The sequence below is a fragment of the Alkalihalobacterium sp. TH-98 genome (genome assembly GCF_057473385.1).
The window spans coordinates 339,298-366,121 of record NZ_JBYCKM010000009.1 but is presented as its reverse complement, the minus strand read 5'-3'; the positions used below and the strand labels follow the sequence as shown (position 1 = coordinate 366,121).

At 36.7% G+C, this 26,824-nt stretch carries 29 protein-coding genes, 4 tRNA genes, 2 pseudogenes and 1 riboswitch; of the genes and pseudogenes, 26 read left to right on the top strand and 9 right to left on the bottom strand.

Going from position 1 to position 26,824, the window contains the following annotated elements:
- The first annotated feature begins 5 nt into the window (after positions 1-5).
- The 12 genes from AC2VNP_RS05110 to AC2VNP_RS05055 all read left to right on the top strand — a co-directional run bounded on the left by AC2VNP_RS05110 (position 6) and on the right by AC2VNP_RS05055 (position 4,374).
- A tRNA-Ser gene (locus tag AC2VNP_RS05110) sits at positions 6-96 on the top strand.
- A 9-nt stretch (positions 97-105) separates the two neighbouring features.
- Positions 106-180: transfer RNA gene (locus AC2VNP_RS05105), tRNA-Glu, on the top strand.
- Positions 181-409: 229 nt separating this feature from the next.
- Positions 410-485, top strand: a tRNA-Lys gene (locus AC2VNP_RS05100).
- A 9-nt stretch (positions 486-494) separates the two neighbouring features.
- Positions 495-578: transfer RNA gene (locus AC2VNP_RS05095), tRNA-Leu, on the top strand.
- A 272-nt stretch (positions 579-850) separates the two neighbouring features.
- Complete coding sequence (gene comGC, locus AC2VNP_RS05090) at positions 851-1,159, top strand: competence type IV pilus major pilin ComGC (RefSeq protein ID WP_486916302.1); 309 nt, start codon at positions 851-853, stop codon at positions 1,157-1,159.
- The gene (comGD, locus tag AC2VNP_RS05085) at positions 1,156-1,593 is read left to right on the top strand and encodes a competence type IV pilus minor pilin ComGD (protein WP_486916301.1); all 438 of its coding nucleotides are present in this window, start codon (positions 1,156-1,158) and stop codon (positions 1,591-1,593) included. The genes comGC and comGD overlap by 4 nt, the downstream gene beginning before the upstream one ends.
- Positions 1,580-1,909: a type II secretion system protein gene (locus tag AC2VNP_RS05080; RefSeq protein ID WP_486916300.1), complete on the top strand. Its 330-nt coding sequence runs from the start codon at positions 1,580-1,582 to the stop codon at positions 1,907-1,909. Before comGD ends, AC2VNP_RS05080 begins: the two co-directional genes overlap by 14 nt.
- Positions 1,888-2,340, top strand: a complete 453-nt coding sequence (gene comGF, locus AC2VNP_RS05075) for a competence type IV pilus minor pilin ComGF (protein WP_486916299.1) — start codon at positions 1,888-1,890, stop codon at positions 2,338-2,340. Before AC2VNP_RS05080 ends, comGF begins: the two co-directional genes overlap by 22 nt.
- Positions 2,337-2,726: a competence type IV pilus minor pilin ComGG gene (comGG, locus tag AC2VNP_RS05070; protein ID WP_486916298.1), complete on the top strand. Its 390-nt coding sequence runs from the start codon at positions 2,337-2,339 to the stop codon at positions 2,724-2,726. The genes comGF and comGG overlap by 4 nt, the downstream gene beginning before the upstream one ends.
- Positions 2,702-3,232, top strand: a complete 531-nt coding sequence (locus AC2VNP_RS05065) for a shikimate kinase (protein ID WP_486916297.1) — start codon at positions 2,702-2,704, stop codon at positions 3,230-3,232. Before comGG ends, AC2VNP_RS05065 begins: the two co-directional genes overlap by 25 nt.
- 39 nt (positions 3,233-3,271) lie before the next feature.
- Complete coding sequence (locus AC2VNP_RS05060; RefSeq protein WP_486916296.1) at positions 3,272-3,466, top strand: YqzE family protein; 195 nt, start codon at positions 3,272-3,274, stop codon at positions 3,464-3,466.
- 203 nt (positions 3,467-3,669) lie between these two features.
- Positions 3,670-4,374 (top strand): helix-turn-helix transcriptional regulator, encoded by a 705-nt coding sequence (locus AC2VNP_RS05055; RefSeq protein ID WP_486916295.1) that lies wholly within the window; start codon positions 3,670-3,672, stop codon positions 4,372-4,374.
- Between the two features lie 126 nt (positions 4,375-4,500).
- Here the strand turns inward: AC2VNP_RS05055 and AC2VNP_RS05050 are convergent, their stop codons facing one another.
- Positions 4,501-4,656, bottom strand: coding sequence for a hypothetical protein (locus AC2VNP_RS05050; RefSeq protein ID WP_486916294.1), 156 nt, complete (start codon positions 4,654-4,656; stop codon positions 4,501-4,503).
- A gap of 99 nt (positions 4,657-4,755) precedes the next feature.
- On the opposite strand from AC2VNP_RS05050, the gene AC2VNP_RS05045 reads away from it, so the two are divergent.
- Positions 4,756-5,001, top strand: a complete 246-nt coding sequence (locus AC2VNP_RS05045; protein WP_216831716.1) for a DUF2626 domain-containing protein — start codon at positions 4,756-4,758, stop codon at positions 4,999-5,001.
- A 37-nt stretch (positions 5,002-5,038) separates the two neighbouring features.
- On the opposite strand, the gene AC2VNP_RS05040 is transcribed toward AC2VNP_RS05045, so the two are convergent.
- Complete coding sequence (locus tag AC2VNP_RS05040; RefSeq protein WP_486916293.1) at positions 5,039-6,166, bottom strand: class I SAM-dependent methyltransferase; 1,128 nt, start codon at positions 6,164-6,166, stop codon at positions 5,039-5,041.
- Positions 6,167-6,520: 354 nt separating this feature from the next.
- Positions 6,521-7,156 (bottom strand): MBL fold metallo-hydrolase, encoded by a 636-nt coding sequence (locus AC2VNP_RS05035; RefSeq protein WP_486916292.1) that lies wholly within the window; start codon positions 7,154-7,156, stop codon positions 6,521-6,523.
- A 79-nt stretch (positions 7,157-7,235) separates the two neighbouring features.
- Between AC2VNP_RS05035 and AC2VNP_RS05030 the strand changes: the two genes are divergently transcribed.
- Positions 7,236-7,700: a hypothetical protein gene (locus AC2VNP_RS05030; RefSeq protein ID WP_486916291.1), complete on the top strand. Its 465-nt coding sequence runs from the start codon at positions 7,236-7,238 to the stop codon at positions 7,698-7,700.
- A gap of 275 nt (positions 7,701-7,975) precedes the next feature.
- Entirely contained in the window at positions 7,976-8,146 is a 171-nt protein-coding gene (locus AC2VNP_RS05025) for a DUF2759 domain-containing protein (RefSeq protein WP_275116890.1), read from the top strand.
- A gap of 44 nt (positions 8,147-8,190) precedes the next feature.
- On the opposite strand, the gene AC2VNP_RS05020 is transcribed toward AC2VNP_RS05025, so the two are convergent.
- Positions 8,191-8,988: a YqhG family protein gene (locus tag AC2VNP_RS05020; protein WP_486916290.1), complete on the bottom strand. Its 798-nt coding sequence runs from the start codon at positions 8,986-8,988 to the stop codon at positions 8,191-8,193.
- On the bottom strand, positions 8,966-10,660 hold the full coding sequence (locus AC2VNP_RS05015) for a DEAD/DEAH box helicase (RefSeq protein ID WP_486916289.1): 1,695 nt from the start codon (positions 10,658-10,660) through the stop codon (positions 8,966-8,968). The genes AC2VNP_RS05020 and AC2VNP_RS05015 overlap by 23 nt, the downstream gene beginning before the upstream one ends.
- A 118-nt stretch (positions 10,661-10,778) precedes the next feature.
- A riboswitch (glycine riboswitch) is annotated at positions 10,779-10,886 on the top strand.
- 290 nt (positions 10,887-11,176) lie between these two features.
- Between AC2VNP_RS05015 and gcvT the strand changes: the two genes are divergently transcribed.
- Genes gcvT through gcvPB form a run of 3 tightly spaced genes read left to right on the top strand, consistent with a single transcriptional unit; the run spans position 11,177 to position 15,091 of the window.
- Positions 11,177-12,277 carry a glycine cleavage system aminomethyltransferase GcvT gene (gene gcvT, locus AC2VNP_RS05010; RefSeq protein ID WP_486916288.1) on the top strand — a complete coding sequence of 367 codons (1,101 nt, stop codon included), beginning with the start codon at positions 11,177-11,179 and terminating at the stop codon, positions 12,275-12,277.
- 11 nt (positions 12,278-12,288) lie between these two features.
- Entirely contained in the window at positions 12,289-13,638 is a 1,350-nt protein-coding gene (gcvPA, locus tag AC2VNP_RS05005; protein WP_486916287.1) for an aminomethyl-transferring glycine dehydrogenase subunit GcvPA, read from the top strand.
- Positions 13,631-15,091 carry an aminomethyl-transferring glycine dehydrogenase subunit GcvPB gene (gcvPB, locus tag AC2VNP_RS05000; RefSeq protein WP_486916286.1) on the top strand — a complete coding sequence of 487 codons (1,461 nt, stop codon included), beginning with the start codon at positions 13,631-13,633 and terminating at the stop codon, positions 15,089-15,091. The genes gcvPA and gcvPB overlap by 8 nt, the downstream gene beginning before the upstream one ends.
- Positions 15,092-15,287: 196 nt before the next feature.
- Here gcvPB and AC2VNP_RS04995 read toward each other — a convergent pair whose 3' ends face one another.
- Positions 15,288-15,665 carry a rhodanese-like domain-containing protein gene (locus AC2VNP_RS04995; RefSeq protein WP_486916285.1) on the bottom strand — a complete coding sequence of 126 codons (378 nt, stop codon included), beginning with the start codon at positions 15,663-15,665 and terminating at the stop codon, positions 15,288-15,290.
- A gap of 244 nt (positions 15,666-15,909) precedes the next feature.
- Here AC2VNP_RS04995 and AC2VNP_RS04990 point away from each other — a divergent pair, with 244 nt between their 5' ends.
- Positions 15,910-16,746, top strand: coding sequence for a lipoate--protein ligase family protein (locus AC2VNP_RS04990; RefSeq protein WP_486916284.1), 837 nt, complete (start codon positions 15,910-15,912; stop codon positions 16,744-16,746).
- A gap of 11 nt (positions 16,747-16,757) precedes the next feature.
- Here the strand turns inward: AC2VNP_RS04990 and dat are convergent, their stop codons facing one another.
- Positions 16,758-17,600 (bottom strand): D-amino-acid transaminase, encoded by an 843-nt coding sequence (gene dat, locus AC2VNP_RS04985; protein WP_486916283.1) that lies wholly within the window; start codon positions 17,598-17,600, stop codon positions 16,758-16,760.
- 452 nt (positions 17,601-18,052) lie between these two features.
- Between dat and AC2VNP_RS04980 the strand changes: the two are divergent.
- The 4 genes and pseudogenes from AC2VNP_RS04980 to AC2VNP_RS04965 form a co-directional block, all read left to right on the top strand.
- Positions 18,053-19,489: pseudogene (locus AC2VNP_RS04980) on the top strand (vitamin B12-dependent ribonucleotide reductase); the annotation flags it as partial.
- A gap of 465 nt (positions 19,490-19,954) precedes the next feature.
- Positions 19,955-21,073: pseudogene (locus AC2VNP_RS04975) on the top strand (vitamin B12-dependent ribonucleotide reductase); the annotation flags it as partial.
- A gap of 248 nt (positions 21,074-21,321) precedes the next feature.
- Entirely contained in the window at positions 21,322-21,765 is a 444-nt protein-coding gene (gene mntR / locus AC2VNP_RS04970; RefSeq protein ID WP_486916282.1) for a transcriptional regulator MntR, read from the top strand.
- A 209-nt stretch (positions 21,766-21,974) separates the two neighbouring features.
- On the top strand, positions 21,975-22,865 hold the full coding sequence (locus AC2VNP_RS04965; RefSeq protein WP_486916281.1) for a patatin-like phospholipase family protein: 891 nt from the start codon (positions 21,975-21,977) through the stop codon (positions 22,863-22,865).
- Positions 22,866-22,871: 6 nt separating this feature from the next.
- On the opposite strand, the gene AC2VNP_RS04960 is transcribed toward AC2VNP_RS04965, so the two are convergent.
- Both AC2VNP_RS04960 and AC2VNP_RS04955 read right to left on the bottom strand, forming a co-directional pair.
- The gene (locus tag AC2VNP_RS04960) at positions 22,872-23,708 is read right to left on the bottom strand and encodes a phosphatase PAP2 family protein (protein WP_486916280.1); all 837 of its coding nucleotides are present in this window, start codon (positions 23,706-23,708) and stop codon (positions 22,872-22,874) included.
- 98 nt (positions 23,709-23,806) lie between these two features.
- The gene (locus AC2VNP_RS04955; RefSeq protein ID WP_275116878.1) at positions 23,807-24,178 is read right to left on the bottom strand and encodes an SA1362 family protein; all 372 of its coding nucleotides are present in this window, start codon (positions 24,176-24,178) and stop codon (positions 23,807-23,809) included.
- 354 nt (positions 24,179-24,532) lie between these two features.
- Between AC2VNP_RS04955 and AC2VNP_RS04950 the strand changes: the two genes are divergently transcribed.
- The 3 genes from AC2VNP_RS04950 to AC2VNP_RS04940 all read left to right on the top strand — a co-directional run bounded on the left by AC2VNP_RS04950 (position 24,533) and on the right by AC2VNP_RS04940 (position 26,766).
- On the top strand, positions 24,533-25,027 hold the full coding sequence (locus AC2VNP_RS04950) for a YqhR family membrane protein (protein ID WP_486916279.1): 495 nt from the start codon (positions 24,533-24,535) through the stop codon (positions 25,025-25,027).
- Positions 25,028-25,260: 233 nt separating this feature from the next.
- Positions 25,261-25,698, top strand: coding sequence for a type II 3-dehydroquinate dehydratase (aroQ, locus tag AC2VNP_RS04945; RefSeq protein WP_486916278.1), 438 nt, complete (start codon positions 25,261-25,263; stop codon positions 25,696-25,698).
- Positions 25,699-26,766: a M24 family metallopeptidase gene (locus AC2VNP_RS04940; RefSeq protein WP_486916277.1), complete on the top strand. Its 1,068-nt coding sequence runs from the start codon at positions 25,699-25,701 to the stop codon at positions 26,764-26,766.
- Positions 26,767-26,824: the final 58 nt, after the last annotated feature.

Below are 26,824 nucleotides of genomic sequence, written 5' to 3'. Positions count from 1 at the left end.
AATATGGAGAAGTACTCAAGTGGCTGAAGAGGTGCCCCTGCTAAGGGTATAGGTCGGGTAACCGGCGCGAGGGTTCAAATCCCTCCTTCTCCGCCAGTGTCATCTGGCCCGTTGGTCAAGCGGTTAAGACACCGCCCTTTCACGGCGGTAACACGGGTTCGAATCCCGTACGGGTCACCATTGTAGAAATTAGTAGATGATAGTTATTAGTTAAGTTAGTCAATTTTATGCTGAATGAAGTAAACTTCATGAGCCATTAGCTCAGTTACGAGCAAGACAACGTGAAATTGGTACGAGTTGTTCCGACACAGCATGCTACAAAGTATTACTAGTAGAGGAAGGAACAGGTAGGACCACAAAGCGAAACATCGTCCGATACGACATGAGAAACATCATGAATTAACATCATGAGCCATTAGCTCAGTTGGTAGAGCATCTGACTTTTAATCAGAGGGTCGAAGGTTCGAGTCCTTCATGGCTCACCATTTATATGCGCGGGTGTGGCGGAATTGGCAGACGCGCTAGACTTAGGATCTAGTGTCTTTGACGTGGGGGTTCGAGTCCCTTCACCCGCACCATTACATAAGCAATGTTTTTAATCTCAAGTTTAAACTTGAGGTTTTTTGTTTTTTAAAGATATGTTAATTTTATGTAATTATAGAGATTTTAAAATCAACTTATTGTATTATCAATTTATAAATTGATAAGGAGTGATGTCATCTATAAAATAGTAGATCAGTAAGCCCTCTATCTTATCCATCTCCCCATCTCCCCATGTTTTAGTGACATTAAAGTTACCATCCCTATCATTAGTTATTTTATCCCCTTTCTAATTAGGAGTGTGTTGTCTATGAAAAAGTGGCTTAAATTACAAAAAGGTTTTACTTTAATTGAAATGCTTATAGTTTTAATGATCATATCCATCCTGCTACTCATCGCTGTACCGAATATGACGAAAAATACTAATGTTGCTAATGAGAAAGGGTGTGAAGCAACGATTGATCTGCTTCAAGCACAGGTTGGTGCTTATACGATTGAAAAGAATAAGAAGCCAGAAAAGATTGAAGATCTAGTACCGGAATTTGTAAATAAAACAACATGTCCAAATGGTTCCTCTTTAAAGATTGATAGTGAAGGTAAGGTAGTATTTCCTGAATGAACTTAAAACAACAAGGCTACACGCTAGTTGAACTCCTCATTGTATTAACGGTCATATCAGTTGTTAGTTCTGTTACACTGATCTCTCTTAACTCCACTTATTCTTCATATGAAACAAATATTCTCCTCTCGCAACTAGAAAACGACTTGTATTATGCTCAACAACTTGCGATATCTAATGGCGCTCACGCTGTTTTTTACTTCAATTCTGAACGTAGCTGCTATGGGATCAGGCAACATAATCAAATTGTTTATGAACAGCCAATTAATATCGATGTAACCTTTGAACGTGGTTCTTTAGGTACCACTGATGTCAGGTTCCTCTCTAACGGAAATATAAGCAAAGCTGGGACGTTATTTATGAATGTGGGTAGTCAACGGTATATGATTGTGTTTCATATAGGGAAGGGGCGCTTTTATATTGAAGAGAGATAAAGGCTTTTCATTACTAGAAGTAATTGCTTCGATTTTTATATTTTCTATCCTATCTCTTTCCGTTTTTCCCGCTTTTATAAAGGTTTATGATGAACGAATAACAATCCGTCAAGAAAATATCGCAAATAAAATGATAAATGAAACGCTTCAACGTTGGTTATTTGAAAATCAATTACCAAATGGAGTGTTTGAAAAAGAGGATATATTGTTCCAATGTTCAGTGACTCAGGTGACACAAAGAGACCTTAAAGTGTGTCTTTCCTGGTCTAGTAAAAATGGACGTGATTTTGAAAAATGCGGATATGCCAAAAAATAAATCAGAGAGGTTTTACATTAATTGAAGTTATTATAGCTCTTACCATAGTATTAATCATTGCCTCCGTTTTACCTCTCGCTATTAAAAGTATTCCTATCCTTCCTCCTCCAACTGAACAGCCTCATAAGCTCCAAGTTGAATTATTTTTTAATCAATTTAGTATGGAAATAAGAGAAGCAAGTGAAATTGAGGTTACGGGTGATACACTTAGGCTCCGTAAACCTGATGGTACAGTTATTTCAATTGAAAAGTTTGGAAAACTTATTCGAAGGAGAGTTAATCAACAAGGACATGATGTATTTTTGCGTCATGTATCTTCTGTTTCTTACCAATTAGTTCCTCATGGTGTCGTAGTAGTAATAATTGATACAAATGGGAAAAGGTATGAGCGAAGGTTCTCTTTCGTATGTTGTTTGGAGGTTACCAGTTGAAGAAAAATGGACAAAAGGGGTTTATTCTTCCTATCACTTTAATTCTTTGTCTACTTTTATCTTTAGCTTTAATGCATGTATTGGATATGTACGTGACTGAAAAAAAGTTTTATGCAGAACAAGAAGAGATTTTTCTTCTAGAGTCCTTACTGCAGATGGCTGTGGTTGATATAGTTGCTGATTTAACAACCAATCAATGGTCTCATTCAGGTGCGTTTAATTACGAAAAAGGTGCAGCTGTGTATTGGATTTTAGATGATACCCATGATACATTAAACATACAACTTAAAGTATGGACAGAAAAGGAAAGGCAAAGAGTCGTTCGATTTCTACTAGACAAAGAAAAAATGAGGGTGAAGGAATGGACAGAGTATACGATGGGGTAAACATTATCTTTTTAACTGGATTTATGGGGGCAGGAAAATCAACTATTGGAAAAATACTGGCAGAAAAATTAAATTATACTCTACTAGATACAGATGCAAAAATTGAAACCACAAAACATAAAAGTATTGCAACGATATTTCAGGAAGAAGGCGAAGGGGCCTTTCGGTCATATGAAACCGATGTGTTAGAACAGTTACCTATCGAAAATACGATTGTAACAACAGGTGGTGGTATTGTTGTCAATGAAGTAAACCGAAAGATTATGCGAGAAAAAGGCAGCATTGTTTATTTACATTGTGATATTGAGAAGATTTTAGAAAGAACTAAAGGCGACACTACAAGACCACTTTTACAAAATAAATCAAAAGAACAGGTAAATGAGCTGTTTTTGCAAAGAATGCCTTTTTACGAAGACGCTGATTATAAGATTGATACTACAAATTTATCCATTTCTGAAATTGTTGAAAAAATTCTTTTGATCTTGAATGAGTACCACTCAAAGTGACAATAATAATTACAAATGCTTGGTTCGGGAGTGGGAAAATTGTCATCATTCAATGACTATGTAAAGTTTGTTACTCAACAATTTGTTTCTTATGTAGATCGCCCTAAAGAAGAGCGAATCGCATTGAGAAAGCAAAGGAAAGAAGCCAGACCGCCTATACAATATCAAATGTTCGGTATGTTACCACTAGCTTTATCAATGATATTAAAAAAGAATCGAAAACGAAAAAAATAATAGCATTAACGAGGATGGCTCAATCGATTGTGCTCCCGACCTATATTTTAATGTGTAATTCAAAATAGGAGGTTGGCTGTAGCAATAATTGGGTCATCTTTTTTATATTTCTTTGACAAAAAACTACAAGTTTTGAAAATTGATTTGAATGTTTATTGAGTTGTATTATAATGGTACAAGACATGAAGAGGGAGTGACGTAATTTGGAGCAACAAACACTTAAGATAACTAGCGTTTTATCAGATCCAACTCGGTTTTCCATATATCAATATGTTACGAAACGACACGGTGATGTTACAGTTCAGGAAATAGCTGACCAGTTTAACATTCATGCCAATGTGGCTCGTTTACATTTAACTAAATTAGAAGATGTAAATATGGTAGTTTCAGAGACAAAGAAGACGGGTAAGGGGGGGAGACCTAGTCGTTTCTACCGATTATCAGATGAAGTCGTTAGTCTTCAGTTTCCATATCGAGACTATCAGCGCTTAGCTGAGTTGTGTCTAGAGACATTAGCTGGCTTTGGAGATGAAGGAGTAGAAGCATTAAAGAAAATTGGTTATAAATTTGGAATGGAATCGGCTAAAACATTTCTAGCTCGAATAAACCGTAATATTGAAGATATTAACGATGAAGAAAAAATTAAGTTTATTGAGCAAATTGCTACAAATCAAGGGCTAAATCCTGAAATTGCTTTTAACCAGGAAGAAAAACAAGTAAGTTTTAGTATTTATAATTGTACTTTTAAAGAGGCTATTCGAGAACACTCTGTTCCATTATGTTCTATGCACTATTCTCTATTACTTGGTATATTCGAGTTTTTCTTTGGGGAAGTTATACTCAAAGAAGAGCAATCCATGAAAAATGAAGGTTGCATTGCTTGTTCCTATACAACGATTATTCTATAAGAGGATGTTCAAAAAGTCCGGGAAAAATCTCTAGGGATAGATGATCTTCGACTAAGAGCCCCACGTCCTGTGGAACGTCGAAGTCACCACATCCTGTGGAAGTTCGTTGGTTTGTTGCTTCGTTCCTCACGTATTAATAGCATACGCTGCGGTACTCGCAACTGCACCGCCTCGAACTTCTGGATCTTTTTGTCCTCCTTTTTGAACACGCAATATATAAGTAATTATAGAAAGACACGATATAGACAAGGATAAGTCATTTACAATCAATTTAATTGTCATATATAATTGTAGTGTACTGTATTTTTTTATGATATGATTAGCATAGACATGTACTATTGTTGATCAATGGATTAAGACATAGAGAAGGAGGGGACAGGAATGGATCGTATGTTTCGTGTTTTAGGCTTCTGGACAGGTATTTTTGCAGTACTTTTCTTTGTTGGAAGTATGTACAACATGGCATTATTGTTTTTTGCTCAAACAGGGGCTTTCGTTGCATTAAGCTACTTAAATCTATCAGAGCGAGTGTACATTTACCTTTTTGGTGCATACTTAACTGTTTTCTTTGTAGGTTTTACGTGGTATTCGCATTTCCTACTTGTACCAGGATTTGGAAATCACTAATATGTAACTTCAGTTTACATACTGAAGAGGCTGACACTTATGAGTCAGCCTCTTTTTCAGCTTTTAAGAAAGAAAGGCTTTCGGTTACTGAAAGTGATTTTGCTTGAACGATCACATGAAACGCTTTACTCATCCCATCCGTAATGAGGGAACGTATCGCTCGATTTTGCTTACTTATTTCTGAAAAAGGATTAGGGTCGTAGTTTTCTTGTAAGTAGTTAAGAATTCCTGCCTGGAGTAAAAACTGATCTTGAGTTGTAACGAGCTGTGTCTCGAGCCCATGTTCTTTACCAATCGTAATAAAAGGATCCAACTGGATATGTGTGGTTAAATCCATATCACTCGGATAGAGTAATGGGTTGTCAATCATTTGATGCTGATAGTAGCCCCTTAAACTACCATCCCGACGTTCCGGGTGTTGCCACTCTTCGTTCCAATACCCATAATCAATTGTAAAGATTGCTCCTTTATATAGGAACTGACTTATTTTTTCAATCCATTTCTTCATGGCTAACGGAATCTCAATTCGTTGATTATTATTTAGCTTTGGTCCATATGTTTCTATCCACATTTGAATTTCTTTATTTTCAAGTGGTACTCTCACTTCCATTAATTCATCTAATTCATTTACTGTAATAAAAACTTCATATATAACGTTTTTGTGTTTTTCTATAACATGTACAGGGAAGGCGTCTATTAATTCATTAGAAAATACAATTCCATCAAAAGCGTCAATATTCATATGTTTAATAGAGGGAGAATAGTGAACGTTGTTAAATTCTCCTAGCAACTCTTTTTGCATTGCAATGTGGTAAGGACTTTCCTCAATTAAGTAATACGAGAGTTCTTCAAATGTTTCTGGATATTTTGCTTTCCATTCTTTTAATAAGTCATAAGTGAAGCGACCAGTTCCTCCACCGATTTCGATGATGACGAATGGTAGATTATTTTTCGTAATGACCTCATGAAAGATAGAACAAAATACTTTGGCGAATATAGAATGAATGTTACTTGTTGTGATAAAGTCGCCTTTTTTTCCAACTTTTTCTTTTTGCTTCATATAATAGCCATATTCTGGGTCATAAAGTACTTTTGCCATATATTCAGCATAATTTATTTTTTGACTCGTTTGATTCTTTATATAAGAAATGATTGGATGTGCCATAAAATCCCCTTAAATGCTTTAAATTATGATATTAGAATACTTTTAGTAGACCGAAAGAAATTCATGTTAATACTGTTGACATAGTGTAAAGTCTATAATATAATTTTAATACATTGGTGAATACAATGATTTTGGGAGTCCCCCTCCCCCTCATAGTTCATTTATCAATACGATTTACTCCCCTTGTGACCTCCCAGATAGGAGGTCAATTTTTTTGCTTTTTATACATATTTGTCAGTAAAGAAGTACATTCGAAGTAGTCTGCAACCTTAGAACTAAGAAAGGGTGCAACTACCCCTCTCCCTTCGCTTAAAGGCTTACCAATCGGCGAGTTTTTTCTATAGAAGAATATTCCTAGAAACCGCTTAAAAATGGATTTGAGTCCATTTCTTGACCAATTGTTGTTGTCGGTCCATGACCGGAAGCTACGATGGTATCCTCTGGTAGTTCGAGTAGTTTATCATGAATACAGTCTAATAATTGTTGATGATTCCCTCCAGGTAGATCTGTTCTGCCGATACTGCCAGCAAATAGAGCATCTCCTGAAAAAACAATACCGAGTGGTCCAAAATAGAAAGAAACACTTCCTGGAGAATGACCAGGTGTTTCATATATTTTGAATTCAAAAGAACCAATCGTTAATGTCCCTTCTTCGTGAATGATATGATCTGCGTCATTAATAATAATTTCCTGATTTCCTAAGAAAAAAGCAGAACCATTCTTTGTTGAATCTCCAAGCCATTCTGTTTCATTTTTATGTAAATAAACTTTAATACCCCACTCATTTCTTACATCATCAACGGCTCCGATATGATCGAAGTGAGCGTGAGTCAGCAAGATAGCTAATGGTGTAATTCCTTCTTTTTTTAGGTACGCATTTAATTGTGGTCCGTCTCCACCTGGGTCAAAGATGACGGCTTCTTTTTGGTCGTTTATAAGTATATAACAGTTGGTTTGAAGTGGACCTAGTGGTACTTGCTTCCAGTTCATAAAATCTCCTCCATTGCAGTTTATATAATCCTATTCTACACTGAATACATACGTTGTTCAAAGAATGGGGTTGTCTATCGTGAATAGTGGGTTTGCCTTAGAGTTAAAAAGTAACCTTAATATTGATATAAACATATTAGAGAACTGCTATTTTCATATTTATCAGCAAGATCCTTTCGATGAAGCTGAATCGTTGTATGTTTTTACTGAACATAATGCTATTGCTTCCTTATCTAATCAGTTTTCGAATTTAGGTCTAATAGAAGAAGTTCATGAGATTTTACTCTTTGAAGAGCTAACAGTTTATGAAAAGTTTTCCGATTACGGTTGGAAAGGCAAACTCTATTATTTGTATCGTGAACTTGTGTTACCATTTAAAATTGTAGATGGTGAAGAAGTGCAAATAAAAATGGCAACTATACAAATGGAAGAAGATGTAATTGCTTATGATGATGAAAAGAGAACATTTTTTGTTGATTGTCATGTAAAAGAATTAATCGAGGGATATGCAAATGCATATCAGATTCGTATAGAGTTCTTATAAATCGAAGTTATTATTACGAATGAGCACCTACGTACAAGAATTTATATAAGAAAAAACGCTCGTTCTCTTAAGCGTTTTTATAAGTGCTTAGAATTCTTTTTTCCAAGCCTCGACATTTGCAAAAAAAAAGAGTAAAATGAGGTAGAATGAGTCAAGCTATAGAGGGATATTCTGTGACATTTTCAAGTTTATAATGAAACATCCCTCGCAAGTTATTATAATATAGGTGAAAATGCCATTTAGTAAAAGCGTTATACATAAGGGGGGAAGGCATCGTGTTTCTTGGAATTAACATGACTTTAGTTGCTCTTTTCTGTGCATGGGGACTAGTTCGTGAAGTGCGCAAAAAGAACTTTTTTGCTGTAGGATTTGCAGCAATTTCGTTAGCAGTGTTTGGCTGGTTTGGAGTTATGACATTAATCTCTGGTGCACCAGTTGCTCACTAAAGAGAGAAGAGGCTGCCATTATTATGGTCAGCCTCTTTTGCATTTTAGGAAAAGAACTGTTGTCTTAAATAGAACATTCCGCCGTTGATAAATTGTACGCGAATTTTTGGTTCATATTGACTGCGAAGTGCTTCTTTTTCGGTTTCGTAGCTTTCAGGCTTTTCATCAACTTCTTCATAAAAACGGTTTAATAGCTGTAAATCTTCATCCCACCGCTTTCTTGCTTCGATTGCCCAATTTTTATCTTGTTCATTAATATAATTCTCGATCGTTCGCTCCACCCTCAGTAATCCGCTTTTCGGTGTAATTAGTGGAGATAAGGTAAAGCAAAAATCAGGAATTTTTGGTGTCAATTCTTTTTCTCTTATCCTGTCAAAAAAATTATCAACGATTTGGCCGTGAATTAAATTTAATCCTAATGATAAAATGACATCTTTTTTCCGGTCGCACTGAAATGAGATCTTAACATTGGTACAAAGCCATGGTTGAAGAGGGACCGACCCATGGGAAACCATTTGAATATTTTCATACATTCGAATAAATCCGCCGAGCTCTTTCGTTGTTTGAAAGATTTGGTGTAACCTAGGAGATCCAAAGTGTATTTGTTCACCTTTTATTTCTTCAGGTGCCTTTGTATGATCTGTTACTAAGGTCATCTGCATCGGTTGAGGTGTCCCGCCTGTTTTTTCTAGGTAATGCCAATAAAACGGGCGATTCATTAATGTCTTATCAAGTTCAATGGATAATTGAACTTGAAGATAGCCATTGCCACTATGTAGGATAGGGCTTTGATTGGCTGTAAAATAACGCTCTAAGTAATTATGGATGTGTTGCTGTTGCATGTGTATCGCCCTCCTCGTTAGGATCCGTTTCAGTAGAAATATCATTAATGATCGCGGATAAATGATCCATTTTCACACGGACTTCTCCTTCTGAGTCCGAGTGAAGTAAAATCTCAGAAACGTGTTCTTCGAGTGAAGGTAGTTCTAATTTGGTTAAGATGTCGTCAAGTTCACCGACGACACGTTCAAATAAGTTAATCTTCTCATACAACAATTTAAGAATGTGTTGTTCTACCGTATCCTCTACGGCAAAGTTATATATACGAACATCATTTTTTTGACCTAAACGATGAATACGCCCAATTCGTTGCTCAATCCGCATTGGGTTCCACGGTAAATCATAATTGATAATATGGCTGCAAAATTGGAGATTAATTCCTTCGCCTCCAGCTTCGGTTGCAATCAAGACTTGAGCATGATTTTGGAAGAGTTGTCTCATCCAATCTTTTTTACCTCGTTTAAAACCGCCTCGGAACGGAACAGAAGAAATACCGTGTTGCTTTAAAAACCATTGAAGATATAGTTGTGTTGCTCGGTATTCCGTAAAGATAATAACTTTCCCATCTATTCCCTTAATAATTTCAAGTGCTTTTTCAGCTTTTGAGTTTTGTTTAATATTTTCAATCATTTTAATAAACCGGTCGGCATTATTTAATGGACGACCTTCTTCTTTAGCTTTATCCATCATATTCTTTAATGTCATAAAAGCAGCTTCTCGGCTTGAACAAATTTCTCGTTGCAGTGTGAGCATACCAAAGCTGCTAGTCAAAACATTCGGGTCATGTTTTAAAGAAGAAATGGCATCATACAACTCTCTTTCTTCTTTACTAAATGTAATTGGAACCGTTTGTACAATTCGTTTGGTCCATTCTATTCCCGTTTCTTCACGTCTGTTTCGCACCATTACTTTATTAACTAACTCACGCAACTGTTCATCATTTTTTGGCGCTCGTTGATTAGATCGGTAGTTCTTTTCGAACGTTGATAAATCTCCAAGATGTCCCGGCTTTAAAAGAGAAACAAGATTAAAGATTTCATCTAACCGGTTTTGTACAGGAGTTGCTGTGAGTAGCAAACAAAACTTCTTCTTTAAGTTTTTTACGAACTCATAGTTTTTAGTTTTAGGATTTTTTAATTTATGAGCTTCATCAATAATAATTAAGTCATAATCTTGTTTCATAACAATGTCAAAGTGTGGATTTCGTTTAGCCGTATCAATTGAAGCAACGACTACATCACATTGCTCCCATACATATGCTTTTTTCTGTGCAACTGCTGGAATATGAAATTTTTGATTTAACTCGTATGCCCATTGAGAGACAAGTGAGGCAGGAACTAAAATTAGTACTTTTTTTGCGAGCCCGCGAATCATATATTCTTTTAAAATGAGTCCTGCTTCGATGGTCTTACCTAATCCAACTTCATCAGCTAAAATTGCTTTTCCGTTCATTTTCTCGATTACAGTATTTGCAACTTCAATTTGATGAGGGTACGGCTCTAAATGAGGCAGATGCTTGGGTGCTTGAAGTCCATGAAACTCTGGGATGGATAAATGTTGCTCAGCTTCATAAGCTAATTGAAACAGCTCCCAGTTCGACCAAGGACCATCTTCATCTAACCTTTTGCAAAAATCTTCTTGCCATGATGTCTCAAATAAAACGTCTAAATTCAAGAAATATCACCCTTTCCTGAAAATTTTATATTGCCTTTCTACTCATCAATTGATAGGATATTAATATAATATTTTGTTTAAAACATAAAATTTTCAACCGAAAACTTTATAATGGCGAATGAAAGCAAGGGGAGAGCTCGTATATTGTTCGGATTTAGAACAAATTGGCGACGCCGAAGGAGCAAGCGAAAGTGAATCTCTCAGGCAAACAGACTCTTGCTCGACGCGACTCTGGAGAGTGTTCAGTGACTAGTAGTCTAAGAACCACCCACGAAGACATTCCTTGCTTCTTCATATAGTAAGGAAGAAACTTTCTGGTATCAGGACAGAGAAGTACATAGATTTAGTATGTACTTCTCTGTCTTTTTTTATAAACAGAATAAATATTTTAGTCCTGTCTAGATTAAGGTCAGATATCTTGAACCATGCATAAGGTCAGTTATTTGCATTAATCTAGCGGTAATTTATTTTTACCTTCTATCTTGTATTCTTGCTAAATATTTAAGGAGGATTGACATGTCAACTTTAAAAAGAACACCACTATTTGACTTGTATAAAGAACATGGCGCTAAAACAATTGATTTTGGTGGTTGGGATTTACCGGTTCAATTTTCAAGCATTAAAGAGGAACATGAAGCAGTAAGAACTAAAGCCGGGCTTTTCGATGTTTCCCACATGGGTGAAATTGAAGTGAAGGGTGAAAAGGCATTAGAGTTCTTACAACTAGTAATGACAAATGATCTAGCAAATATGGAAGCAGGGCAAGCAAAATACACCTTGATGTGTTATGAAGACGGAGGAACGATAGATGATTTACTCGTTTATAAACGTAGTGATGAAGACTATCTACTTGTCGTAAATGCTGCCAATACAGAAAAAGATGCTAGTTGGTTAGAAAGCCACATCATTGATGGGGTTGAATTAGTTAATGTTTCAGATCATGTTGCTCAACTTGCGATACAAGGTCCGTTAGCGGAATCTGTATTACAGCGATTAACGAACGAAGACTTATCAAAAATTGGCTTTTTTCGTTTCAAAGATAATGTAGATGTTGCTGGGGTTAAATCTCTCGTTTCTCGTTCTGGCTATACGGGTGAAGATGGTTTTGAAATTTATTGTGAAGAAAACGACGCAGCAAAATTATGGTCAGCTATTTTAGAAGAGGGTAAGAATGGCGAAGTTTTCCCGTGCGGATTAGGGGCTAGAGATACGCTACGTTTTGAAGCTAAACTACCATTATACGGTCAAGAACTTACGAAAGAAATTTCTCCTCTTGAAGCTGGTTTGGGCTTTGCTGTAAAAGTCAATAAAGCAGCTGACTTTATTGGGAAAGCGGCACTACAGAAACAAAAAGCAGAAGGAACGACAAGAAAACTTGTTGGCCTTGAAATGCTCGACAAAGGAATTCCTCGTACGGGGTACGAAGTTTTCGTTGATGACAACCAGGTTGGAGTTATAACGACAGGTACACAATCTCCAACACTAAAGAAGAATATTGGCTTAGCCATTATTGATAAAGAGTTTACCGTAATTGATACAGAAGTTGAGGTTCAAGTTAGGAAAAAACGTTTAAAAGCTAAAGTAATTCAAACACCATTTTATAAAAGGCAAAACTAGGGGGAAAAACGATGAGTTTTCGATACTTACCGATGACCGAGTCTGATAAGCAAGAGATGCTTGAGACGATTGGTGTACAGTCAATAGAAGATCTTTTTAATGATATTCCAGAGGATATTCGCTTTAAAGGGAACTTAAATATTAAAGAAGCATTAACAGAACCAGATCTAGTAAAATACCTTCAAGGTCTTGCTAGTAAGAATACGAATATTAAACAAATGCCATCGTTCTTAGGGGCAGGAGTTTATGAACATTATATTCCATCTGTTGTTGATCATGTGATTTCCAGGTCTGAGTTTTATACAGCGTATACTCCTTACCAACCTGAAATCTCTCAAGGTGAGCTTCAAGCCATCTTTGAATACCAAACGATGATTTGTGAATTAACAGGTATGGATATTGCGAACTCTTCTATGTATGATGGACCAACAGCACTTGCAGAAGCAGCGATGATGAGTGCAGGACAAACAAAGAAAAAACAAATCCTTGTTTCTAAAGCTGTTCATCCAGAAGCACGTGACGTCTTAAAAACGAATGCAAAAGGTCAAAACTTAACAGTGGTAGAGATTGACATTCGTGATGGTGTTACGGATATAGATGATTTGAAAGCGAAGTACGATAGTGAAACTGCGTGTGTAATTGTGCAATACCCTAACTTCTTTGGTGCAATTGAAAACTTAGCTGCGATTGAGGAAGTTACGCATTCTGAAAAAGGTATGTTTGTTGTATCAAGTAACCCACTTGCATTAGGAACACTAAAGCCACCTGGTGAGTTTGGTGCAGATATTGTTATTGGAGATGCGCAACCATTTGGTATTCCAACACAATATGGCGGACCACACTGCGGTTATTTTGCAACAACGAAAAAGCTGATGCGTAAAATTCCAGGTCGTCTAGTGGGGCAGACAACAGATGATCAAGGTCAACGTGGTTTCGTTCTAACGTTACAAGCCCGTGAACAGCATATTCGTCGTGAAAAAGCGACTTCTAATATTTGTTCGAACCAAGCATTGAACGCTTTAGCTGCATCAGTGGCTATGACGGCAATTGGAAAGTCTGGAGTAAAGGAAATGGCTATCCAGAACGTTCAAAAAGCAGCATATGGCAAAAAGAAACTGCAAGAAGCAGGCGTAGAGGTTGTTTCTTCTCATCCAACATTCAATGAATTTGTCATTAAATTAAACAAACCTGTAAAAGAAGTAAATCAAGCGTTGTTTGCTCAAGGCATTATCGGCGGATATGATTTGGGTAAAACGTACCCCGAACTAGAGGGACATATGTTAGTAACGATTACAGAAATTCGTACAAAGACTGAAATTGACCAGTTTGCTGGTGTATTGGGGGCGGCTATCAATGAGTAAAAATCAACCACTAATTTTTGAAATGAGTAAGCCAGGACGTATTAGTCATAGCCTTCCTGAATGTGATGTACCAGAAGTAGATCTTGCTGAATTACTTCCTGAAGAATTTGTTCGTACGAACGAGCCTGAGCTTCCAGAAGTATCAGAACTTCAGTTAATGCGTCATTACACGGCTCTATCTAAACGTAATCATGGTGTTGACTCAGGTTTTTATCCACTTGGATCATGTACGATGAAGTACAACCCCAAAATTAATGAGAATGTAGCTCGTTATGAAGGGTTTGCTCATATTCATCCGTATCAAGAAGAAGAGCAAGTTCAAGGGGCATTAGAATTATTATTTGAGTTACAAGAGTCATTAGCTGAAATCACAGGAATGGACGAAGTAACTCTTCAACCCGCTGCAGGGGCGCATGGTGAGTGGACGGGGTTAATGTTGATCCGTGCTTATCATGAAGCAAATGGAGATACAAAGCGTACAAAGGTTATCGTTCCTGACTCTGCACATGGAACAAATCCAGCATCGGCGACAGTAGCAGGTTTTGATTCGATCACTGTTCGTACAGATGAAAATGGTTTAGTTGATTTAGAGCATCTTAAAGAGGTAGTTGGAGAAGATACAGCTGCTCTTATGTTAACGAATCCAAACACATTAGGATTATTTGAAGAACATATTGTTGAAATGGCAACTATAATTCATAATGCTGGCGGTAAGCTTTACTATGATGGAGCAAATTCTAATGCTATTCTTGGAATTGCTAGACCAGGAGACATGGGATTCGATGTGGTGCATCTGAACTTACACAAAACATTTACTGGCCCTCATGGCGGTGGTGGCCCAGGTTCTGGACCAGTTGGGGTTAAAAAAGACTTAATTCCTTATTTACCGAAACCATTAATTGTAAAAGATGGAGAGACATATCGTCTTGATTATAATCGACCTGAGTCCATTGGTCGTGTTAAACCTTACTATGGCAACTTTGGTATTAATGTTCGTGCTTACACGTATATCCGAACAATGGGACCTATTGGATTACGCCTAGTGTCTGAGTATGCAGTGTTAAATGCTAACTATATGATGAGACGTTTAGAGCCTTACTTTGATTTACCATATCAACAGCATTGTAAACATGAATTTGTTATTTCTGGTAAGCGTCAAAAGAAATTAGGAGTTCGTACGTTGGATATGGCTAAACGTCTTCTTGATTTTGGTTATCATCCACCAACGATTTACTTCCCGTTAAACGTTGAAGAGTGTATGATGATTGAACCTACTGAAACGGAGTCAAAAGAAACGCTTGATGAGTTTATCGATGTAATGATCCAAATTGCAAAAGAAGTAGAAGACAATCCAGAAATCGTTCAAGAAGCTCCGCATCATACGGTTATTGGCCGCCTAGATGAAACGACAGCTGCAAGAAAACCAGTATTACGTTACGAAAAAGAAATGTAACTATGATTAAACTAGACAGTTAACTGCTGTCTAGTTTTTTCTTATAATAATAGGAATTTAGCCATATAGGTAAAGCAACCCAGTTAATTAAAATAACAGCATTAAACTCATAAGAAAAAGACTAGAAAAATATCCAGTCCTCTTCGTTTCGATTTATTTAGTTAAGATTTTGTAGAAGAAAACGTCCTCACTACATTTATTTCTTTTTAATTTTTCCTGTCCACTTTTTAAATCCACCTTTAAGGTGATTAAGGTCTTCACAGCTACGCTTTTTCTTTAAGATTTCAGCTGCTTGACGACTTCTTGCACCTGACTGACAGTATAAATAAACTGCTTGGTCAGGACGGACTTCGTTCATTCGTTGTCTTAATTGAGACATTGGAATGTTACGCGCTCCTAGAATATGGCCGCCATTAAATTCTTTCGGTTCCCTGACGTCAATGAGTTGAGCTTTTCGGTAGCCCTTAATGAAATCATCTTGTGTTAACTCTGTTAAATATTTAGGCTTAATAAAACGTTTCACAATAAAAAATACTAATAATCCAAAAAGTAAACCCCATAAAATCCATTCCATCTTTTACAATAACACTCCTTTATTTACAACAATCAATAGTTCCCTCATTTATTATAAACATGGAAGTCCATTTTCGCAAAGTAATTGTTGGTAGTAGTTTATGGTTTGTCTACTAACTAGTTTCTGTTTATAAATTTTAAGGGGATTTATTGAGAATTGGATAAGCGAAAGTTTGTTTCTTTTGTTTTAATTCGTCTTTTGATACACTTAGGTTTGTATTTTAGTAGTAGAAAAGAGGAAATGTATGATGAAAGAGACATGGCGGTTTATTGATTCTGGCTTCAGTTCACCAGCTTATAATATGGCGTTAGATGAAGCTTTATTAAATTGGCACAGTGAGGGTATCATTCCACCTACGATTCGTTTTTATGGCTGGAACCCCCCTACATTATCCATTGGTTACTTTCAAAAAGTAGAAAAAGAAATAAATATGGATGCTGTAAAAAAGTATGGCTTAGGTTTTGTACGCAGGCCAACAGGAGGTAGAGGTGTCCTTCACGATAAAGAATTAACATATAGTGTGATAGTTTCTGAAGCCCATCCGGAAATGCCAAACACAGTTACTGAGGCGTATCGCGTTATTTCACAGGGGTTATTAGAAGGATTTAAAGAACTAGGACTGGACACATATTTTGCGATCCCGAAATCGCAGCTAGAAAAAGATGCTTTGAAAAATCCACGATCAGCTGTTTGTTTTGATGCCCCTTCTTGGTATGAATTAGTCGTTGAAGGTAGAAAAGTTGCGGGAAGTGCACAAACGAGGCAAAAAGGGGTTATTTTGCAACATGGGTCTATCATTTTGGATTTAGACGAGGATCAATTATTTGATCTATTTAAATATCCGAGTGATCGTGTGCGTGAGAGATTACAAAAGAATTTTAAAAATAAAGCTGTTGCAATTAATGAATTAAGAGAGCAACCAGTTAGTTATGAAGAGGCAATGAAAGCATTTAAACTAGGATTTGAACGTGGTCTTGATATTAAATTAGAACCTTACACATTAACGGAAGAAGAAGAAGAAATAGTCCAAAATATTGCGGCTGAAAGATATGCAAATGATAGTTGGAATTATAAAAAATGAAGCAGCAGTGTCTACTGCTGCTTCTTTCTGTAATCTGTAAATGCTTCTTGTAATTTCCTTGTCCACGGCCCAATACTATATGAAGCGGTTAGATCCCCTTTAATCGAACGAACAGGAGTTACTTCCATTGTAGTACTCGTAATAAAAACTTCATCAGCGTGTTTTAATTCTTCTAACGTAAAGGATTCCTCTTTAATTGTTGCTTCTATTTGATGTGCTAAACGGATGGCAATTCTTCTCGTGATGCCATTTAGAATGATATTGGTAGATGGATGTGTATAAATAACATCATCTTTAACAATGAAAAGATTTGAAGATGATCCTTCAGTCACTAGCCCATCCCGATGTTGAAGCGCTTCATGACAATTGTTATCACTAGCTTCTCTTTTGGCCATTATATTTCCTAGTAAGTTAATGGTTTTTATGTCACAGCGAAGCCAACGGATATCTTTTGTCATCCACGTATCAATGCCGTTCTGCTGCCATTCGACATTTGTTTCAAGTGGCTTCGAGAAACCGCTAAGAACAGGCTCTATCTCTCGTGAGTATAAATGATTTCGTGGTTGAATCCCTCGTGTTAGCTGAAAGTAAATCATTCCACTATTAATATCATTTTTTTGAATTAAGCCATAGACGAGTTCCTCTATTGTTTCCATAGAATACGGCACTGACATATCAAGCGCTGAGGCACTTTGCTGTAAGCGTTCCAAATGTTCATCCATTGCAAATGGAATTCCGTTATAAACACGTACAACTTCATATATTCCATCCCCAAAATTATATCCTCTATCATCCATATCTATATGTAGTTCATTTTTTGGTATAATACGATTTTGGTAAAGAACGTAGTCCATTAATTTTACCTCCTTTAATGTCTTGTACTTCAATTTATCATTTTCGCTATAGAGATTCTCTAGGTATTATTACCTAAAAGTTGTTAAGGAAATGTTAAAAACGCTACAAATCAACCTTTTTGACTATTACTAAAATGCAACAAAGAAAATTGTTTGATTACGTCGAATTTAAGTAGTAAATTTAATCTATTCTCGAAATATCTCTGTTTCTTTCATTTCTTTTAACATTGACAAATAAGATGTACGGACGAACAAATTCACAATATATAGTATATATTTAATTCTTTGATACACAATATATTGATTTGGGATTTATTTTATGTTACGCTTGTCCAAGTTACCCGTAATCATGAAATTGTTGGTAACTTTCAAAAAATTAAACCTCTTTGCTACATACAACATGTTCAGCAGAAGAAAAATAGATAAGATACAAAAGAGAGGAGCTTATTTGTATGACGATGATGATGTCAAAGGTGATGACGATCAACAAAGAAAGACTCAATGATGATATTAAGGTGTTTCCTCAAGTTCATCCAATAACAGAGGACATGAACATTACGAAAAAAGGTGTTTCTCGCCTCGTAATGCTCGATCGTTACACATTTAAAGACACAGAAAAGAAAACACTAAAAGAAGGGGATTTCGTTGTTCTTACTGTGAAAGATGATCCTAAATTCCCAGCGAGAGGCTTTGGCTTTATTCTTGAAATTGATCGAGAAGCTAATAAAGCGAAAGTACTCGTTGATGAGGAATTTCATGGTGTTTTAGATGAACCGAACGAAATGCAAACAGGCATCGTCGAACGCTCACTAGATACAATTGAAAAGCCATTAGAAATTTATTATGAGCAAATTGCAAAGCGTGTTGCTACGGGGCTGGCATCTGTTGAAGTAGATGAGAAAAAACGCCAAGAAACATATGAAAAGTTCTATCATGAACTAGTTCATATGAATTTTATACCAGCTGGGCGAGTTTTATATGGTGCAGGTGCAGGAACGGATGTTACCTATTTTAACTGCTACGTGATGCCGTATGTAAAAGACTCAAGAGAAGGTATTTCTGAACACCGTAAACAAGTAATGGAGATTATGAGCCGTGGTGGCGGGGTTGGAACAAACGGTTCAACATTACGTCCTCGAAACACTCTAGCAAGAGGAGTAAATGGGAAATCTTCTGGATCAGTATCTTGGCTAGATGATATTGCAAAGTTAACACATCTAGTTGAGCAAGGCGGTTCAAGACGTGGGGCTCAAATGATTATGCTATCAGATTGGCACCCGGACATCTTAGAATTTATTATTTCTAAAATGCAAAACCCTCGTATCTTACGTTTCTTATTAGAGACGACTAAAGATGATCAAATTAAAAAGCTTGTAAAAGATAAATTGAAGTTCAATCCACTGTCAAACGTAGAAGAAGCAATGTATCAAGGAATTGTTAACTTTAAAAATGTCGAAGGTCAAGGCGGATTTAACGATAAAATAATTAAAGAGGCTGAAGAGAAGCTAGCGGTTGGAGGAACGTATACGGTTAATAATTCTGAGTTCTTAACTGGTGCGAATATCTCAGTCTGTTTAACGAAAGAATTTATGGAAGCCGTTGAAAAAGACGCAAATTATCCATTACGCTTCCCGGATGTTGAGAATTATACGGAAGAAGAAATGGAAATTTATAATAGAGAATGGCATGATTATGGTGATGTACGCGAGTGGGAAAAACGTGGCTTTAAAGTTAGAACGTACCGAACGATTAAGGCGAAAGAATTATGGAACTTAATCAATATTTGCGCGACGTATTCTGCTGAGCCTGGAATTTTCTTTATTGATAATGCAAACGACATGACGAATGCTAAAGCATATGGTCAAAAGGTAGTTGCAACGAATCCGTGTGGTAGAGTAGCTTAGTTTGCCTCACGTAAAAAACTGCGGAATAAAGCGGGAAGGCTGAGATGCTAATCCGAACCGAAGGCTAAACGTAAAACTTTAGTCAGGGGCAACGCATAGATGGTGAACCTCTAGAAATAGAGAATATAACCCATCCAAGAGGCCGCAGCATTTTACGTTTAAAACGTATAATGAAAAGGTATGCTGAACTGCTTTGTTACCCTAAAAAGTTATAATATAATTAACATAGAACTTATTGTGGGGTGACAACGTGCTCTATAAAGATAAAGTTTGGTTAAAGGAAGCTGCTGATAATGGTTTATGTGCAACCGAGGTAGCAAAACTTTTTAACGTTAATAGGAATACTGTAGTTTACCTCAGTAGGAAAACCAAACTTACATTCAATACTGGAGCATGCTGAATTCAAAGAGCAGAACTATCGGATAAAAAGCCGATAGGATAACATTATTGGAACAACCACTTGCGCCATATTCAGTTTGTAACCTTGCAGCGATTAACTTAGCTGAAATGGCTGATAAAGAAAATAAAGTTGTAGACTTTGAAAAGTTAAAGCAAACCGTTGAAGTTGGAGTGCGTATGCAAGATAACGTAATTGACGCTACGCCTTACTTCTTAGAGCAAAATACAAAACAAGCAAAAGGTGAACGCCGTGTCGGTTTAGGAGTAATGGGATTACACGACTTACTCATCTATTGTGAAACAGTTTACGGTTCTGAACAAGGAGATCAACTGGTAGACCGTATTTTCGAGACTATTGCAACTACAGCTTATCGTACAAGTATTGACCTTGCGAAAGAAAAAGGAAGTTTTCCTTTTCTAGTAGGGGAAACGTACGAAGACACGGTTGCATTAAGAGAAGCATTTATCAATACAGGATACATGGAAAAAATGCCTGAGGATATTCGTCAAGGAATCCTTGAACATGGGATCCGTAACTCTCATCTATTAACCGTAGCTCCTACTGGTTCTACCGGGACGATGGTTGGTGTATCGACAGGTCTTGAACCATACTTCTCATTTTCGTACTACCGTAGTGGCCGCTTAGGAAAATTTATTGAAGTAAATGCTGAAATTGTTCAAGAATACTTGAATGATAATCCCGAAGCAAGCAAGGATAACTTACCTGAATGGTTTGTTTCTTCGATGGAGTTAGCTCCAGAAGCACATGCTGATGTACAGTGTGTTATCCAACGTTGGGTTGACAGCTCTTTATCAAAAACGGTAAATGCTCCAAAAGGCTACACAGTAGAACAAGTACAAAAAGTGTACGAGCGTCTCTATAAAGGCGGAGCTAAGGGTGGAACGGTTTATGTTGATGGAAGTCGTGACGCTCAAGTACTAACGTTAAGTGCTGAAGAAAATACATTTGATAATGAAGCACCGGAAAGTGCAACGAAAAGGCAACCTGTTGTATTAGTAGACACAATTGCAGATCTTCGTTCAACTAAAGTAACATTTGGTTCTGAAGTTGGAGATACTTGCCCTGTTTGTCGTGAAGGGACAGTGGAAGACCTTGGCGGTTGTAACACATGTACAAGTTGTGGCGCTCAATTAAAGTGTGGCCTCTAAGGTATAAACGATAAAAGTAAACAAAGATAATAAAAAGAGTCTGGCTCTTTCGCTTATAGTGTGTTCTATGTATGTCACTATTAAAACGCGAGATATGAGGCCAGACTCTTTAATTTTGGGATGCTTTTAATGTGTTTAAGCTTTTGGCAAATTATTGGAGTCGAAAAACATTGTTGTCTATCGTCAGTTATAGTAAAATATAGTTTAGACTTAATTGGACAAGAGACGAATGGAGTGGAGGAGTACCGATGCCAACACCTAGTATGGAAGATTATTTAGAACGGATATATATGCTTATAGAAGATAAAGGGTATGCGAGGGTTTCTGATATTGCAGAGGCGTTGGAAGTTCATCCGTCTTCCGTTACAAAAATGGTTCAAAAATTAGACAAAAGCGAATACTTAATATATGAGAAATACCGCGGATTGGTTTTAACTCCAAAAGGAAAAAAAATAGGTAAGCGTTTAGTATACCGCCATGACCTATTAGAAGACTTTATGAAAATAATCGGTGTTACAAACGAAAACATTTATGTAGATGTTGAGGGAATTGAACATCATTTAAGCTGGGACGCAATAGATCGGATTGGTGATCTCGTTCAATATTTTCAAGAAGATGAAAAGCGTATTAATGAATTGCGTGATGTTCAAAAACGAAATGAAGAAGAGGCTGACTCAAAAGGGCACGTTTAGTGACCGGATGAGTCAGTCTTTTGTGTTTTTATCCTAGTAATTGCTTTAAGGTTTACAATCGGGTTGCTGGTTGTGCTATCCCCTAGAGGACACCAACACACTTCACGTAGTCCCCTAAAATATTTCATTACCGTAATAAAAAAATTCTCAACTATTGTACCTCCTTAGACGAATAACACATATTTTATTGTGAGGAGGAGGAGAAGGGTATGAAAATAGATGGTGTTTTTGCTGGAGGGGGCGTCCGTGCATTTGCGTTTATTGGGGCAACACAAGTTCTCGAGGAAAAAGGGTATACTTTCGAGAGATTAGCAGGTACAAGTGCAGGCGCTTTATTTTCAGCGCTATTGAAAGCAGGTTATACGAGTCATGAACTTAATGACATGATGAATGAACTTAATGTGGCTCAATTTATGGACGGTAGAAAAACGGTACTCCCTTTTAAATGGATGAAATGGGTACAATTATATTTTAACTTAGGGATGTATAAGGGAGATGCATTAGAACAGTGGATTGATGAGAAGTTGGCAAAGAAAGGAATAAAAACATTTGCTGATTTACCAGAAGGAACACTTAAAATTATTGCTTCTGACTTAAGCAGAGGGCAGATCGTTGTTCTTCCTGATGATTTACCGGCCTATGGTATTATGCCGGAAAAATTTTCAGTTGCCAGAGCGGTTAGAATGAGTAGCAGCATCCCCTATTTCTTTGAACCGGTGAAAGTATATAATCCATCAGGTAAAAAATCGTATATAGTTGACGGAGGGGTTCTGAGTAATTTTCCATTATGGCTTTTCATGAAGGATATAAATCAAAAGATTGTAAGGCCTGTATTAGGGTTTAGGTTGACACCAGACTTAGACGAAATTCCACCACATGAAATTAAAACTGGGATCGATATGTTCCAGTCCTTGTTTGAAACAATGCGTAAAGCTCACGATGTCCGTTATATCGTGAAGGAACACGCCAAAAATATTGTATTTATCCCTGTAACAGATGTCAAAGCTACGGATTTCGATTTAACGGAAGAAAAAAAAGAAGCTCTCATTCTATTAGGAAGAGAGCGTACACACAAGTTTTTAAAAAAGTGGGTGTACTAACAACGGTTACACCCCTATTTTATTTCCTTGCTGTCCATAAATTTTTAAACTAACAAATAAAACCGGTGCAATATAGGTAATCCATAATCCGATTCCAATTGCATAAATGAATTCAATAACTACTTGATCTGGTAAATACAGTCCAATAGTCTGAAGAGCAATAATTCCCATTAAACCTATAATTATAGCGATTAATTTTTTGATAAACGTGACTTTCATATCCATCCGGTTCTTAGTTTGTTCTAGGTGATAGCCAATACCGGCACCTAGTAAAGCACCACTAAATAAAGCTTGATCCGGGGATAGGACAAAAAGTGCAACAGGAATAATGACCCAGAGTGAAAGTTTGATTCGCTCAGGCATTCCACCCGTCCAGTCTAATGACCGATAGCTAGCATAAACTAGAAACGCTCCAATAATAATGGCCCCTAAAACATCAAATGGCCAATGCGCTCCTGAATATAACTGAGAAAACGCAACTAAGGCAATAATAAAGCAAGCAAAAATAGTAAACCATTGTTTAGTTACGGCAGGGATGAGATAACCCCAAAACGTAGTCGCCGCTTGTGTATGAGCGCTCGGGAAAGAATAGCCGTTATCAAGTGGTGTAACTTCTGGTCGCTCAATCATAAAAACATCTTTAATGAAGCTGTTAACATACATGGAAAATAAAAATAAAGACAAAAGCTGAAAACCGGTCTGTTTGTGAATAGCCCAGTAAATAATTGGAATGAATATGAAATAAATATATTCATGGCTAATCAGTTGAAAAAGTGACATGAAAAAGTCAAGGATCGGATGTTCTATCGATAGTAACCAGGTGAGGAAGTTTGACTCAAACATGTTGACCTCCTTTCATAAACGAATATAAATAAAAGACTCTCTCTTATTATATGTGAAAATTTTTCCTATTTCATGGATAAAAGAAAAAATCGCGCATCTTAAAACAGTGCACGATTTTTTTTCTTTCCTTTTTTTCCTTCAATCACTGTTAAAGTTGGTGCTGAACTTCGTTTATTAAGCGTACGATTAGAAGCTTTCTTTTGTCCGGCCTTCTTACGATGCGGGATAACATTGGTCGTTTTCTTTATTTTATTTTTGACCGGCTGTTTCGGACGGTGAGAGGTCCCTTCCACTCCAAATTGCTTCGCAAGGAAGCGTTTGTACAAGAAAAATAGGATAGCAGCTATCGCCCCAAAAATAAGGAATTGGGTCAATAATTGCAGCGGCTCTGTAATTAGTCGATAAAAGAAGCCGAACACAGCTAACCCAATAAGAATTAAAACAAGCGGATTGTACATTTTACGAGACATTTGGCTCACCTCCAAAGATTTAGCACAAGTTGTTATATAAAAGAAATTACAAGAATTTATTAACACCCTAGTTCAGTATATGTGTATGAGACGGCTTGGCCTCGTTTATCATAGTTGCATATGTTAGCGAATGCTATCATAAGATTATTATTTTTTAATTTATATTCTACAACAATGTCCATAATTCCTCTAATGATATCTTCCTGTTCATAGATTTCCCCTTTATTTTTTAAATTACACATATTTCTAGAAATTTTCTAAAGTTATCCATAATACAGACCAAATGAATGGAATTGAAATTTAATGAAAACTATAGAAAAAGATGGGACATACTACAATTGGAGGTGTTGAACATTGGAAAATCAACAATCATTAGAACAAAACCAAAAAGATGACCCGATGTCATATAATGCCAAAATTGCAACCATTGGAGTAGTCGGCGGGTTATTATGGAGTACGATAGGTTATATTGCCTTCTTTTTTAATTTTGCGCGAATTGGTCCTGCTCTTGTATTGATGCCGTGGGCGTTAGGCGATTGGAAAAATGGTTACATGGGACAGATCGTTGGGATTATTGTCATTGGATTGTTATCAATTCTAGTTGCATTTATTTATAAGCTGTTACTTGAAAAGGTTAATAACATGTGGGCAGGAGCTTTATATGGAATTATTCTGTGGTTAATTGTGTTTTACTTATTGAATCCAATTTTCCCTGGCCTGAAAAGTGTGGCAAATTTAGATTCGAACACTATAATAACTACTTTATGTTTGTATTTGCTATATGGTGTGTTTATTGGATACTCAATTTCCTTTGAATATCAGGAATTGAAAAGAGTACAATCATCATAAAGGTAATGAGTTCATTGGCAAAAGAAGAAAAAACTATGGTAGAATAAACCATAAAGAAACATATATACTGGCTCTTTTAGAGTAATTTCTAGAGTGATACTAATGGCGGTTTGGGCTCAATAACTGATTAGAAAATTGATTGGTGTGTAGCATTATTTTACACAAGGGCCCAAATCAATGATCATCATTTATCCACTTTAAAGAGCCTATTTCAAAAAGAGGAGAAAGAATCAATGAACTCGATTCTTGTAATTAATGGACCAAATCTTAATCGACTTGGAATGCGAGAGCCTGATATTTATGGTCATGAAACACTAGCGGACTTAGAGAGTAGACTTGTAGAACATGGTAAAGGTCTAGGTTATGAAGTGGTATGTAAGCAATCCAATCTTGAGGGTCAAATTATTGATTGGATTCACGAAGCCCAAGATACTGGCTGCGCAGGTATTGTTATCAATCCTGGGGCGTTTACTCACTATAGTTATGCAATTAGAGATGCAGTTGCTAGTATTTCAGTGCCTGTTATTGAGGTGCATATTTCAAATGTGCATGCTAGAGAAACTTTTCGACATACCTCGGTCATTTCACCTGTTACGAAAGGGCAAATTGTTGGATTAGGTTTTTTGGGTTATGAACTTGCAATTCAAGCAATAATTAAAGGGGGAAGTTAAGTGGAACGTTTACAAAAGTTACGTGCGACATTTAAAGAGCAAGGTATTGATGGATTATTGATCGCAAGCTCTTATAATCGTCGGTATATGACGAATTTTACAGGTACAGCTGGAGTAGCTCTTGTTTCAGAAAAAGAAGCTAAATTTATTACAGATTTTCGTTATGTGGAACAAGCTCAAGCGCAAGCAACTGGTTTTGAGGTTGTACAGCATACAGGACCTATTTTTGAAGAAGTAGCTAAGCAAGCCAAAAATATGGGGATTAGTCAGTTAGGTTTTGAGAGTGACCATACGACGTATCAAACGTTTGAAATTTATAAAAAACAAATACAAGGAGAATTCATTCCTGTAAGTGGCGTTGTGGAAAAGCTTCGATTAATAAAAGATGAGCACGAAATAAAAATTATTACGGCAGCAGCAGAAATAGCTGATGCGGCTTTTGATCATATTACAAAATACATAAGACCAGGATTAACAGAACTTGATGTGGCCAATGAACTAGAGTTTTTCATGAGAAAACAAGGAGCAGCGTCATCATCATTTGATATTATTGTCGCATCAGGGTTACGTTCTGCTCTTCCCCACGGTGTGGCCAGCGATAAGGTAATTGAAAAAGGAGAGCTGGTTACACTTGATTTTGGTGCATATTATCAAGGGTACTGCTCAGATATTACTCGTACGCTGGCGGTTGGTCAAATTAGCGATGAGTTAAGAAAGATCTATGATACAGTTCTAGAAGCACAAAAAAGAGGAATGGACGGAATTAAGCCAGGTCTGACTGGTAAACAAGCAGACGCTTTAACTCGTGATTATATTACCGAGCAAGGGTATGGCGAGTATTTTGGTCATTCAACTGGACATGGCTTAGGAATGGAAGTTCATGAAGGCCCATCATTATCAACAAAGTCTGATACGATTTTGGAGCCAGGTATGATTGTGACGGTTGAACCAGGAATTTATATTTCTGGTGTAGGCGGTACCCGTATTGAGGATGATACTCTTATTACAGAAGAGGGAAATCGTTCTTTTACAAAGTCGACTAAAGAACTACTTTTCGTCGGCGAATAAATTATGCACCCTGCGGATAATGTATGGTATATTCTTATAGTGAACTAAACAATTGATT